Raw genomic sequence first — 12573 nt, 5'->3', positions numbered from 1 at the left:
TTCGAGAATAAGGCTTCCCTTGGGTTGCGGCCATTAGCTGCGTCTCCCCCATCGTGTCTGATTTGTCACACGGTGCGGGGCAACGGCGGACGGCCGGATCAGGATTTTGCCGCCTGCCGGGCCGCCATGATGGACTGCACCAGGGACTCCTGCAGCCACGTGGTGAAGTTGTACACCAGCGCGAGATAGCTTTCCACGTCCTCCGCCTGGCTCCAGTCCTGCATGCTGTGGATATGGTCGGCATCGGCTTCGTCGCGGATGTCCAGGCGTTCCGAAAGGACCAGCCGAACGTCGTTCAGGGCCATCGCCCAGCGGTTGGCGTCCTCGGACGTGAGGACCAGCTCGTCCTTGTCCAGCCCCATGGCCGTTGCACGCAAGGCGCCGATTTTGCTTTCCCGGACAGAGCGTTCGGTGAGCTGCCGGAACTCCAGCGAGCCGGCGTCGTCGTCCTTCATGACGTTGGGCAGCAACCGCAGAAGCGCGCGGTCCGTGGGCTGCTTCACGTCCATGTCCAGGCCGATCATCGCCGCCAGCGGGTCCTCGTCCTCCCGGGCAGCGGAATCAAGCATGGAGATGACGTCGGCCAGCAGCCCCCGCAGCAGGTCCCGCTCCGCCGGTTCCAGGTAGCCGCTGATTCCCTTGAGTCCGTACTTGAATGCCTTAGCCACTCTGGCGGCCGCCCTTTCCGGGAGTCTGGTTGCCGCTCGCGGCCTTTTCCACCGTTGCCCAGAGCCCAAAACCGTGCATGGCCACGGCGTGCTGCTCCACCTGCTCCTTGCTTCCGTGCGCCACGATGGACCGGCCCTTCCGGTGGACCTCCAACATCAGCTTGTGCGCTTTGGACTCGGAGTAGCCAAAATAGCTCTGGAACACATAGCTGACGTAGCTCATCAGGTTGACGGGATCGTTCCAGATCACAAGGTTCCAGGGGATGTCCGGGGCGGTCAGGACATCGGTGGAGGTCAGCTCTGCAGCTTCCGTCCGTTCATCGATGTCCGTGCCAAACGCAACGCTAGGGGTCATCTGTCCATTCTAGGGCGGCTCGCACTAGAGTGAATTCGTGAGTAGAGCCACGTCTTGGGATCACCCCGCAACTTCCTTGTATACAGACCACTATGAACTGACCATGCTGCAGGCCGCCCTGCATTCGGGCGCCGCGCACCGCCGCTCCGTGTTCGAGGCCTTCGCCCGGAGGTTGCCGGATGGGCGCCGCTACGGCGTGGTGGGCGGTACGGGCCGCTTGCTGGAGGGAATCGCCGACTTCACGTTCGGCGAAGCCGAGCTGGACTACCTGGCGCGGAACAAGGTGGTCAACCAGGAAACCCTTGACTACCTCGCCAACTACAAGTTCAACGGCGACATCTGGGGTTATGCCGAAGGCGATGCCTACTTCCCCAACTCCCCCATCCTCATTGTCGAGTCCACCTTCGCCGAGGCCTGCATCCTTGAGACGTACATCCTGTCCGTCCTGAACCACGACAGCGCCATTGCCTCCGCCGCCTCGAGGATGACGTCCGCGGCCGGGAACCGCCCGTGCATCGAGATGGGCTCCCGGCGCACCCAGGAGGAATCGGCGACGGCGGCCGCCCGCGCCGCCGTCATCGCCGGCTTTGCCAGCACCTCCAACCTTGAGGCCGGCCGCCGCTACGGCATCAAGACGGTGGGCACGGCTGCCCATTCCTTCACCCTCCTCCACGACACTGAACGTGAGGCCTTCGAGGCACAGATTGCCGCGTTCGGGCCCGAGACCTCGCTGCTGGTGGATACCTACGACGTCGAAACCGCGGTGCGCACCGCCGTCGAGCTCGCCGGCAACAAGCTCGGCGCGGTCCGCCTGGACTCCGGCGACCTCATCGCCCAGGCGCAGTGGGTACGCCAACTGCTCGATGACCTCGGCAATGTGGACACCCGGATCGTGGTGACCTCGGACCTCGACGAGTTCGCCATCGCCGCCCTGCAGTCGGCCCCGGTGGATTCCTATGGGGTGGGCACCTCGCTGGTCACCGGTTCCGGCGCGCCTACTGCCAGCATGGTCTACAAGCTGGTGAGCCGGACCAACGATTCCGGTGAGTTCATCTCGGTGGCCAAGGCGGCCAAGAACAAGGCCAGCGTGGGCGGACGCAAATACGCCCTGCGCAAGCTCAACGAACGCGGCAGGGCCACCCACGAGGTAGTGGGAATCGGCCACCGGCCCGAGGACGACGGGAACGACCGCTCCCTCCTCCAGCAATTCATCAAGAACGGCGAACTCCTGCCCGGCTGGACCGGCCCGGAAGGCGTCATCCGCGCCAAGGAACGCCACGCCGCCAGCATGGCCGAGCTGCCCGCCGTCGTGAACCGCCTGCAACGCGGCGAAGCAGCGATCCCTACCATCTACGAGGAGAACTGATGGCCAAGGCCCTGATCATCGTCGACGTCCAGAACGACTTCTGCGAAGGCGGAAAACTCGCCGTCGACGGTGGGGCAGCCGTGGCCGGCGCCATCAGCGAGTACCTCGACGCCAACCAGCAGCATTTCGACCACGTGGTGGCGACGCAGGACTGGCACATCGAACCGGGCAGCCACTTCTCGGACGAGCCGGACATGGTGGACTCGTGGCCGCCGCACTGCAGGGCACGGACCAAGGGCGCCGAACTGCACCAGGACCTGGACCCCGAATACATCGAGGCATACTTCCGGAAGGGACAATACACGGCCGCCTATTCCGGGTTCGAAGGCGTGCTGGCACCGGAGGACGACGTTCCTTCCGGCGACCTGAAGGCAGGCGCCACGGTGACGGAAGTCCTCGACGAGGACGCGATCGGCCTCGACGACTGGCTGCAAAGCCACGACGTCGAAGAAGTAGTGGTGGTGGGCCTCGCCACCGACTACTGCGTCAAGGCAACCGCCCTTGACGCAGTGCAGGCAGGCTATGCCACCACGGTGATCGCCGAATTGACGGCGGGCATATCGGACGACCTCGATGAGGCCTTCGATGACATGGAATCGGCCGGCGTCGAAGTGGAACGCGGCTAGTACATCCGGGCTGCAGGACAACCCGACTGACGACGAAGGGCGCCGCTGATGCGGCGCCCTTCGTTTGCCACCGGTCACTTGCGGCCGATGAACCAATCCTGCAGCTTGCGCAAGCGCGCCTGGAGCTGCTCTTCGTTGGCCTGCGCCACGGCCGGGCCGCCACACACTTCACGGAGCTTGGTATGCACCACTCCGTGTGGTGTCCCCGTCCGCGCAGACCAGGCCGAGACATTCTTGGCCAGCTCGTTGCGCAGGTCCATCAGCATGCGGTGGTCCGGAATGGCCGGAGCCGACTCCGCTGCGGGAGCCTGGCGCTTCTTGCGGGACTGCTGTTCATGCTGCCGTTGCCGCAGCAGCGTTCCCACCTGTTCGGCGTCCAGCAACCCCGGAATACCCAGGAAGTCGAGCTCGTCATCGGAACCGATGTCGGCTCCCGTGCCGAACTCGCCGCCGTCGAACAGGACGCGGTCAAAGGAAGCCTGGGAATCCAAGGCCTCGAACTTGCCTTTGGTGAGCTCGTCCGAGGCTTTGTCCTCGCGGTTCGCCTCGGCCATGAGGTTCTCTTCGGGGCTGAACAGCCCGTCGTCGTCCTTCTCGGGGCGGTCCAGGGCGTGGTCGCGTTCGGCTTCCATGGTGTTTGCCAGGCCCATGAGCGGTGGAACCGACGGCAGGAAGACCGACGCCGTCTCTCCCCTTTTGCGGGCACGCACAAAGCGCCCCACGGCCTGGGCGAAGAACAACGGAGTGGACGTCGATGTTGCGTACACACCCACAGAGAGCCGGGGGACGTCCACGCCTTCGGACACCATGCGGACAGCCACCATCCAGCGCTTGTCCCCGGCCGAGAATTCCTCGATCTTGCTGGAAGCCTTCGAGTCGTCCGAGAGGATCACCGTGGGCGATTCCCCGGTGATCTTCTTCAGCTGGCCGGCGTAGGCCCGGGCGTCCTCGTGGTCGGTTGCGATAACCAGCGCGCCGGCATCCGGAACGGTGCGCCGCACTTCGCTCAGGCGCTTGTCCGCGGCCGCCAGGACCGCCGGAATCCATTCGCCGGCCGGATTGAGCGCCGTCCGCCATGCCTGGGACGTGATGTCCTTCGTGACTGCGGCTTCCCCCAGGGAAGCCGCCATCTCATCGCCTGCGCTGGTTCGCCAGCGCATCTGGCCCGAATAGGCCATGAACAGCACCGGCCGCACCACGTGGTCGCGGAGCGCGTTGCCGTAGCCGTACGTGTAGTCGGCCTTGGAGCGTCGGATGCCGTCCCGGTCCTCGGCGTACTCGACGAACGGAATCGGCGAGGTGTCCGAGCGGAACGGGGTACCCGTGAGTGACAGGCGGCGCGCTGCCGGGTCGAAAGCCTCGCGAAGGCCATCACCCCAGGACAGTGCCTCGCCACCGTGGTGGATCTCATCGAGGATCACCAAGGTCCGGGCCGCTTCCGTCTTGGCGCGGTGCAGCATCGGCTTGCTCGCTACCTGGGCATACGTCACCGCGACGCCGACGAAGCCGCGGCCGTGCTGTCCGTCGGAGTTCTTGAAGTTGGGGTCGATCGCGATGCCCACGCGCGCCGCGGCGTCCGCCCACTGGCGCTTCAAGTGGTCCGTGGGCGCAACGATGGTGACCCTGTTGACCACGCCGCTGTCCAGGAGGGTGGTGGCGATCCGGAGGGCAAAAGTGGTCTTTCCAGCTCCCGGGGTGGCTACCGCCAGGAAGTCCTTCGGACCACGGCTCATGTAGAGGTCAAGGGCCTCCTGCTGCCAGGCACGGAGCTTGGGAGCAGTTCCCCAGGCCGCCCGTTCCGGGTACGCCGGAGGCAGGGAGGGGCCACCAAAAAGTGTTTCCGTCATGTGGGCCTGTGCAGTCTTCCCACTCACTACTTGGAGTTGCCCGGGCCGTCGCCGTTCCCGCCGTCGTTCCCCGGACGGAGGCCATCGTAGATCTCCTTGCATTCCGGGCAAACCGGGAACTTCTGCGGATCCCTTCCCGGGGTCCAGACTTTTCCGCACAAAGCAATGACGGGCTCGCCGGTCATTGCCGATTCCATGATCTTTTCCTTGCGGACATAGTGCGCAAACCGCTCGCGGTCGCCGGGCTCCACTTCCTGGCGCGTTTCCTCGCGCTCAATGGTGGCCGTGGACGTTCCGGCTCCGGAAAGCTCGCGCATGGGGTCGTTTTCGAATGGATCCGGAGGAAGCGTAGTCATGGCATCCATCCTACCGTCTAGAGGCCTTGCCACTCCGGCTTGTTGTCGTACGTGTGGCGGTAATAGTCGGCCAACTTCAGTGAGGAAGCGGCCGCTTCGTCCACCAGGATGGTGGCATGCGGGTGCATCTGGAGCACCGATGCCGCACAGATGGCGGCCACGGGTCCTTCCACGAAATCCCGGACCGCCTGGGCCTTCTGCGCACCTGTGGCCACCAGGATCACGTGCTTGGCGTCCATGATGGTGCCCAGGCCCTGCGTCACCACGTGGTGGGGAACGTCGTCGATGCTGTCGAAGAACCTGGCGTTGTCCTTGCGCGTCTGCTCGATCAACGTCTTGATGCGCGTGCGCGAAGCCAGCGATGATCCGGGCTCATTGAAGCCGATGTGCCCGTCGGTGCCCACTCCCAGGATTTGGAGGTCCACGCCGCCGACGCCCCTGATGGCGTCCTCGTAGGCCTGGCATGCGGCTTCGAGGTCTTGAGCCGCCCCATCAGGACCATGGACATTCTCCGGCTTGATGTTGACCCTGTTGGTGAATTCCCGCCGGATCACCTCACGGTACGACTCCGGGTGGCCGGCTTCCAGCCCTACGTATTCGTCAAGCGCAAAACCGTGCGCTTCACTGAAATCCAGGCCACCTGCCTCGTAACGACGCGCCAGTTCATCGTAGATGGGCAGCGGCGAGGAGCCGGTAGCCAATCCGAGCACGGCATTCGGTTTGCGCCGGACGAGTGCCTCGATGGCGTCGGCAGCCAGGGCGCCGATCTGCTTGGTGCCCGGGAGGATGACAACTTCCATTGTCACGGCCTTTCTACGATGATGGTGCTTGTTTGAGTCGAGGATATCCCATGTCCCACAACCGGGGGTGGGTGTTACGTCGTTATTTATTCACGCTCAGCTGGGCGAACAGCTCGGGGCCACGGGCGTCCAGCCACTTTCCGCCCAGGCGAACACCCACCACCAGGAGCACGACACCGAGCAATGGACCCACCGCGAGGTTGATCCAGCCTGCCTCAGGTCCGCCGCTGACCATTTGCACAACCACCAGGGCCAGCTCGGGCAGGAGCAGGAGCGCCAGGAGTCCCATGCCCACGGCCTGGACAGCGAGCGTCTGGGCAACGTTTCCTGGCGGTTTCTTAAACGGGCTGTCCCCAGGCAACGGAACGGCAATGTTGTAGCGGGCGGAAATGACGGAGGACAGACCCAGCCCCGTGAACAATGTTCCCAGCGAGAGGCCCAGCAGGTTCGGCAGCCACGCCCAGTCCCCCGTGATGAAGAGTGGGCCGGCAGTGAACACCAACACCACCGGCAAGGAAATCGCCAGGCAAGCCATCGCGCGGCCCAAGCGATCATCCACGCCGCGGACACCGGAGGCGAGATGGAGGGCGAAGGCTGTGTTGTCATAGGAGACGTCAGCCGAGATCGACCAAGCCATCATGAACGCGGTCAGTGGGCCAAGGATCATCAGCAACCCCTGGCCGCCGTTTTGGTTGCCGGCGAAGAAGAGGATCACCGGCATGAGCGGAATGATCACCAAGGAGCCCGCGTACCGGGGATCCTTCAGCCAGTAGATCAATGCCCTGGCGGCAACGGCTCCGGCCGGAGTTCCGGGCAGCACACCGAACAAGCCCAGCTTGCCGCCCTTCCGGGTTGGACCGCCCGAGTACGCGGGCGTCACCAGGGCGCGCTGCAACAGGACGTGCCAGCACCACAGGAGGACGCCGATCGTGGCCACGGCGATGAGGGCCTTGAGGCCGGCAGCGCCCGGATTGCCCGCGTCCAGTTCGCCGCCGAGCGACCACGCAGCTCCAAGAGGGGTCCAGGAAACTGTCCGGGCCAGTACCGGAAGATAGTCGGCGCTGCCCCGGATGCCGTCAACGATGCCCACCATGATCGGCCCCAGGAGTACCAAGGGGACAAACACCACGATGCTGCTGACGTCCTTGAATCGACGCGAGGAAGCCAGGCCCGCCGTCGCGGTGGTCACAACCTTGGACAACACCACACAGGTCATGGCACCAAGGACTGCCCCCACCAAGGCACCGGTCGCCGTGGGAACACTCCGCCACCACGTCCCAACCGTTCCCAAGGCGGCCAGCAAGGTTGCCAATCCCGGAATCCCAATGAAGCCGGCCAGTGCCAGGCCGGCCAACAGTTGCCGGGGCGGGATCGCGAACGTCGTGAACCGCGCAGGATCGAGCGTCATGTCCCCCGCCGAGGCAACCAGGGGTATGACCCCCCATCCGATGATGGTTGCCGCCCCGCCCAGCACCACCACCGTGTGGGCGATTGCGGGGTCGGCCCAGCGGAGCGCCACCAACCCGCCCACCAGCATGGTGAGCATGCCGAGTGCATAAAGCAGCCCCAGGCCGATGCCCACCAACTGCCACGGACTGCGTTTGAAGCCATTGAGGAGCAGGCGCCACTTGAGCCTTAGAAGGTGCGCAACCATTCGAGCCCCTCTGTCCGGTGGCCGCCGCCCACCAACTGCACAAAGCGCTCTTCGAGCGTGGAGCCTGCCCGGACCTCATCCACGGAACCGGCAGCCAGGACGCGTCCGCCCGCCACCACGGCCACGTGGCTGCACATGCGTTGTACCAGGTCCATGACATGGCTGGAGACAATCACCGTTCCCCCGGAAGAAACGTAGCCCTCGAGGATCCCCCGGATATTTGCCGCGGAAACAGGATCCACAGACTCGAACGGCTCGTCCAGCACCAGGAGGCGCGGCGCGTGGATCAGCGCTGATGCCAGGGCAATCTTCTTGGTCATGCCGGCTGAGTAGTCGACTACCAACGAGCCCGCGTCAGCCTGGAGGTCGAAAGCCGCCAGCAACTCCGAGACCCGGGACAGGACCACGTCGCGGTCCATCCCACGGAGCAGTCCGGCATACGTGACCAGTTGCTCTCCGGTAAGCCTGTCGAACAAGCGCACGCCATCGGGCAGCACGCCCATCAGTTTCTTTGCTTCGAGGGGACGGGCCCACACGTCCACGCCGTGCACGGTGGCGGTTCCGAAGTCCGGCCTCAGCAAACCTGTTGCCATGGACAGCGTGGTGGTCTTGCCGGCGCCGTTCGGGCCAACCATTCCGTAGAACGAACCGGCCGGCACATCCAGGCTCACGCCGTCGACGGCGATTTTCTCGCCAAAACGCTTGGCAAGTCCCCGGATGGCCAAAGCCGGGATGGCCTGGCCGTTCGCTGGTTCCGGTGGTTGTGCCGGCGGAACAGGCACCTGGGGCAGGTGGGATGACTGGGGGTTGGCCTGATGGTCTGGTTCCGTCATGGCAACAGCCTAGCGTTGCCAAGGCACGCCCGCGGCGGTCCCTAGAAGCCGTGGCGTGGCACGGCCCGCTCGTACTGCGGGACCCAGGGAATATCGTGGCCCAATTCGTACGCCGCCCGGAGCCACCAGTGCGGATCGCGCAGGGCTGCCCGAGCCATGAACACGGCATCGGCACGGCCATTGGCCACAATGTCCTCGGCCTGGGCCGGGCTGGTCAGGAGGCCGACAGCTCCGGTGGGGACACCGGCGTCGTGCTTGACCCGTTCGGCGAAACCGGCCTGGTAGCCAGGCGCCGCCTGGATCGCCTGGTGGGCCACGGCACCGCCGCTCGAGACGTCCACCAGGTCCACGCCCCGCTCCGCCGCTGCGCGCGCGAGCCTTACCGATGCCTCAACGTCCACTCCCCCGTCCGCCCAATCGGAAGCGGATATGCGCAGCAGCAGCGGCATGGAATCCGGAATGGCGTTGCGCACTGCATCCACGACTTCCAGCATGAGGCGGTTGCGTCCGGCTTCATCACCGCCCCAATTGTCCGTGCGGGTGTTGATCAACGGGCTTTGGAACTGGTGCAACAGATAGCCGTGGGCGCCGTGGATCTCCACGACGTCAAAGCCTGCCGCAACAGCCCGTCCTGCAGCCGCCGCGAAGTCCTGGATCACCGCGAGGATCTCCGTTTCGGACATGGCCACCGGGGAGGCATAACCGTCAAAGGGTGACGTGCTGGGCCCCACGGTCTGCCATCCGCCGTCGGACTCCGGAACTGAACCCGACTGCCCGGAGAACGGCCAGTAGGTGGATGCCTTGCGTCCGGCGTGGGCCAGCTGCGCACCGATCCTGCAGTCCACCGCACCATGGCGGTGGACAAAATCCACCATGCGCTCCCAACCGGCTGCCTGCGCCTCCGAATACATGCCGGCGTCCCGCGGGCTGATCCGTCCGGCGGCATTAACAGCGGCTGCCTCGGTCATGATGAGGGCTGCACCACCGGCGGCGAAGGATCCCAGGTGCATCAGATGCCAGTCGTTGGGCACGCCCTCGCCGGTCTCCGGGAGGCAGCTGTATTGGCACATCGGCGACACCCAGCCCCTGTGCGGAATGGTCAGCGAACGCAGCTGAAGCGGGCTGAACAGCGCAGACGGCACTAGAAGAGGACCCTCGCGAGCCCCTGGCGGGCCTTGGCAACACGCTCGTCGGACGTGCCCACTACCTCGAACAATTCAAGGAGCCGCACCCGGGCCGCTTCCCGTTCCGGGCCAAAGTTCCGTCCAATGAAGGAAATGATGCGGTTGAAGCCGTCTTCGATGTGTCCTCCGGAGACATCCAAGTCAGCCACGCCGAGCTGGGCCTCCACATTGTCCGGTTCCTGCGCAGCCAACTGCCGCAGGCTGTCGGCCTCCGGTGCGGAAAGTTTTTCCAGCCGGGCCATCAGTTCCACCTGCGCCAATCCTGCCTTGGCATCGGCGTCAGCCGGCTGCTCCAGGAGGGCTTGCTTGTACGCGGCCGCGGCCGCGGCGTAGTCACCGGACTCGATGGCGTCAATCGCTGCCTGGTGAAGCGGGGGCAGCGGGGCCGGTTCGGCGTCGCCGTCCTGCGGAGCGTCGCCGATGCTTCCGGTCACTCCGTTGGCAGCGGCCACCTGGAGGAGTTCCTCCACGAGGCTGCGGATCTGCGCGTCGTCGGCAGGGCCTTGGAAGAGGGGCACTGGTTGGCCCTTGACCACGGCGACGGCCGTGGGCACGGCCTGGACCTGGAAGGCCTGGGCCAGTTGCGGGAACGAGTCGACGTCGGCGGCGGCCAGGACGAGGCGGCCACCGAAGCCCTCAACAACCCGCTGTGCAGCATCAAGGACGCCCGGAGACTCGGCTGCATAGCGGGACCAGAGAAGGAAAAGGACCGGAATCTGCGCCGACAATTGGACGAGGTCCTGGAAGTTGCTTTCCGTAGCATCCACGCGCAGCGAAGGGCTGCCCGCTTCCGGGCTACCGGAGGCTGCCGGATCACCAGCCGGCGCGGCCGGTGGCGACTGCGGCGGAGCCGGAGGGCGGCGCAACGACGAGAGGTCGACGGCGCCGCGAAGGTTGAGCTGGCTGGCAGCGGCTGGAGTGGGTCGGTATCCGGGCGAACTCATACCGTCCACTCTAGCCGCTGCCCTGCCAGGGCCACGCCCTACTTGAAGCTGGCGCCGACCAGTCCGCGGGTAGCGGCCACGAGCTTCATGGGATCAGAGGAACCTGCCGGCGGGATGTAGACCGCCACGGATTCGGCGAAGTTGAGCGACATGCCCGTGGTGGTTTCCTTGCCACCGGCAAACACGGCCGAATCGTCTTCAAGGATCAGCTTGTCACCGGAGGCCTTGGGCGTTCCCTCGAAGGCGAAATCGAGGCGGCCAACCACCAGCGCACCACCGTCGGCGGTGTGCAGCACCACGGTCTGGTTGGTCACCGGGGTGTGCGCGAACTTGAAGTTGGCGCTGGTGCCGTTCTTGACGGTGTCCGCCTGGTAGGCCAGGGCGCCGGCGATGTAAGGCGAGGACTGGCCATCGGCAAGCTTGCTGCGGTTCGGGGAATCCGGTGTGGTGAGCATTTCGCCGAGGATGCTCAACGCTTCGTTGCCACTGTAGGCCAAGCCGTTCTTGTCGTCCGCGGCCACGGGGGCCGTGCCGTCACGGGGAACCGGGAAGGACGGGAAGTTGGTGCCCGGCTGCAGCGGAGCGGTGCCCCACAGCTTGTAGTTCTCGCGCGGCGAGAGCTGGACCAGCGTCAGGACCTGCGGGACCACGTTGCCGTCACCCTGGGTCAGGGCGAACACCGTGCGCGGCCAGTCACGCTTGGTGCTGATCACGCTGCTTTGCAGCTTGGTGGCACGCACCGGCATCCGGGCATCGTATGCAGAGACGGCAGTCCGGATCTTGTAGTTGGCGGTACGGACCTGCAGTTCCATCTTGTCCACGCGCGGCGCGAGCTTCGCGGCGTCCTTGGCGGCGTCTGCGGCATCCACGGTGCTGGCTACCTGCTCCAGGACACGCTGCAGCTGGGACTCGAGGAGTACCGGCGTTCCGCCCTTCTCCGCGGATGCGGACGGGCTCGGGTTGCCGCTGTTGGACTCCGGCGCCGGGCTGGCCTGGGCCGCGACCGCGGTGCCACCAACCAACGCGGCAACCAGGGCTGCGGCGATGGCGGAGATACGCAAGGTTGAACCCTCGGCGCCGGGGGCGCGTCGACCGGCGTCGCCGGCGGACGGCTGCACACGCAGGGCAGACGTTTCTCCGCCACCCTTCGGACCCTCATCGCCGCCGTCCTTGCGGCGGTTGCCGAGTGCCTTGGCGACGAACGGCAGGGCTGCGCCAACCAGGATGATGATGATGCCCAGCACGATGAGCGGAATGGCCCACGGCGTGGTTGCGCTGTTGGGGAACGTCATGGAGATCGACGACGGCGCCGGCTTGGTTCCGTCGCTGGCTACCAGCAGGGACCACTCGCCACTGGCGGGCGGGTTCCACGTGTAGTCCAGCTCGCCGCTGCCGTCTTCGGTGTTGACCCAGAGGTCGGAACCGGCCGGACTCGGCGCGGTTGCCTCACCGTCAGTGGTGGAAACCTCCAGCGCCTTCTGGTCCTGGGAAACGCCGGTGAGGGTATTGTGGGCAGTCTTGCCTACCCAGGCGTCGACGTCGTCCGGGCGTCCCGTGGCGACGACGAAGTTGCCTTCGCCCTGGATCTTGATCTTCACCGGCCCTTCGTGGAGGGCGATCAACTTCTGGTCGATCACCGTCAACGGGGCAGCTTTAGTGTCGCTGGGCACCGAGGCCGTCACGGTCTCGGCAGGAGCCCAGAAAGTCAGCTGGCCAATGCCGGCCAGCATCGTCAGCAGGCCCAGCAGCACCAGCAAGGCTGCAGTCTTCAAACGCACAGGATCACCTATCATCAGCGGTCGTTGAACTTCAAGGGTAACCGTTTTGTTATCAAAGAGTCAGATCGGCCGACCGGCCATGACACGCCGGAAACCCCGCCGTGGTGCCGCCAAAGGGCCATGACGGGGTGCTGATAGTGTGGCGATGATCATGCTATTGGG

General features: G+C 65.5%; 12 protein-coding genes. 2 read left to right on the top strand and 10 right to left on the bottom strand.

Features of this window, described 5'->3' with window-relative positions; genetic code table 11:
• Positions 1 to 98 precede the first annotated feature (98 nt).
• Positions 99 to 668, bottom strand: coding sequence for a DUF2017 domain-containing protein (locus tag ACIPY3_RS03805; RefSeq protein ID WP_400330259.1), 570 nt, complete (start codon positions 666 to 668; stop codon positions 99 to 101).
• Positions 661 to 1023 carry an ATP-dependent Clp protease adapter ClpS gene (gene clpS, locus ACIPY3_RS03800; RefSeq protein WP_400330257.1) on the bottom strand — a complete coding sequence of 121 codons (363 nt, stop codon included), beginning with the start codon at positions 1021 to 1023 and terminating at the stop codon, positions 661 to 663. Before clpS ends, ACIPY3_RS03805 begins: the two co-directional genes overlap by 8 nt.
• A gap of 37 nt (positions 1024 to 1060) precedes the next feature.
• On the opposite strand from clpS, the gene ACIPY3_RS03795 reads away from it, so the two are divergent.
• The gene (locus ACIPY3_RS03795; protein ID WP_400330254.1) at positions 1061 to 2389 is read left to right on the top strand and encodes a nicotinate phosphoribosyltransferase; all 1329 of its coding nucleotides are present in this window, start codon (positions 1061 to 1063) and stop codon (positions 2387 to 2389) included.
• Entirely contained in the window at positions 2389 to 3015 is a 627-nt protein-coding gene (locus tag ACIPY3_RS03790) for an isochorismatase family protein (RefSeq protein WP_400330252.1), read from the top strand. Before ACIPY3_RS03795 ends, ACIPY3_RS03790 begins: the two co-directional genes overlap by 1 nt.
• 74 nt (positions 3016 to 3089) lie before the next feature.
• Here the strand turns inward: ACIPY3_RS03790 and ACIPY3_RS03785 are convergent, their stop codons facing one another.
• The 8 genes from ACIPY3_RS03785 to ACIPY3_RS03750 all read right to left on the bottom strand — a co-directional run bounded on the left by ACIPY3_RS03785 (position 3090) and on the right by ACIPY3_RS03750 (position 12426).
• Positions 3090 to 4862, bottom strand: a complete 1773-nt coding sequence (locus ACIPY3_RS03785) for a DEAD/DEAH box helicase (protein ID WP_397322431.1) — start codon at positions 4860 to 4862, stop codon at positions 3090 to 3092.
• A gap of 26 nt (positions 4863 to 4888) precedes the next feature.
• The gene (locus ACIPY3_RS03780; protein ID WP_387435896.1) at positions 4889 to 5227 is read right to left on the bottom strand and encodes a DUF3039 domain-containing protein; all 339 of its coding nucleotides are present in this window, start codon (positions 5225 to 5227) and stop codon (positions 4889 to 4891) included.
• 8 nt (positions 5228 to 5235) lie between these two features.
• A complete protein-coding gene (gene nagB, locus ACIPY3_RS03775) occupies positions 5236 to 6018 on the bottom strand; it encodes a glucosamine-6-phosphate deaminase (protein ID WP_397322429.1) in 783 nt (260 codons plus the stop codon).
• An 82-nt stretch (positions 6019 to 6100) separates the two neighbouring features.
• Positions 6101 to 7672 (bottom strand): transporter, encoded by a 1572-nt coding sequence (locus ACIPY3_RS03770; RefSeq protein ID WP_400330248.1) that lies wholly within the window; start codon positions 7670 to 7672, stop codon positions 6101 to 6103.
• Positions 7654 to 8505: an ABC transporter ATP-binding protein gene (locus ACIPY3_RS03765; RefSeq protein ID WP_400330245.1), complete on the bottom strand. Its 852-nt coding sequence runs from the start codon at positions 8503 to 8505 to the stop codon at positions 7654 to 7656. The genes ACIPY3_RS03770 and ACIPY3_RS03765 overlap by 19 nt, the downstream gene beginning before the upstream one ends.
• 41 nt (positions 8506 to 8546) lie before the next feature.
• On the bottom strand, positions 8547 to 9647 hold the full coding sequence (locus ACIPY3_RS03760) for an NADH:flavin oxidoreductase/NADH oxidase (RefSeq protein ID WP_400330243.1): 1101 nt from the start codon (positions 9645 to 9647) through the stop codon (positions 8547 to 8549).
• On the bottom strand, positions 9647 to 10633 hold the full coding sequence (locus ACIPY3_RS03755) for a co-chaperone YbbN (protein ID WP_400330241.1): 987 nt from the start codon (positions 10631 to 10633) through the stop codon (positions 9647 to 9649). Before ACIPY3_RS03755 ends, ACIPY3_RS03760 begins: the two co-directional genes overlap by 1 nt.
• Before the next feature lie 38 nt (positions 10634 to 10671).
• Entirely contained in the window at positions 10672 to 12426 is a 1755-nt protein-coding gene (locus ACIPY3_RS03750; RefSeq protein ID WP_400330240.1) for a hypothetical protein, read from the bottom strand.
• Positions 12427 to 12573 lie beyond the last annotated feature (147 nt).

It is taken from the genome of Paenarthrobacter sp. NPDC089714 (assembly GCF_044748905.1).
GTDB lineage: Bacteria > Actinomycetota > Actinomycetes > Actinomycetales > Micrococcaceae > Arthrobacter.
The sequence above is the reverse complement of the archived record's forward strand: the minus strand, read 5'-3'. Positions and strand labels throughout refer to the sequence as shown.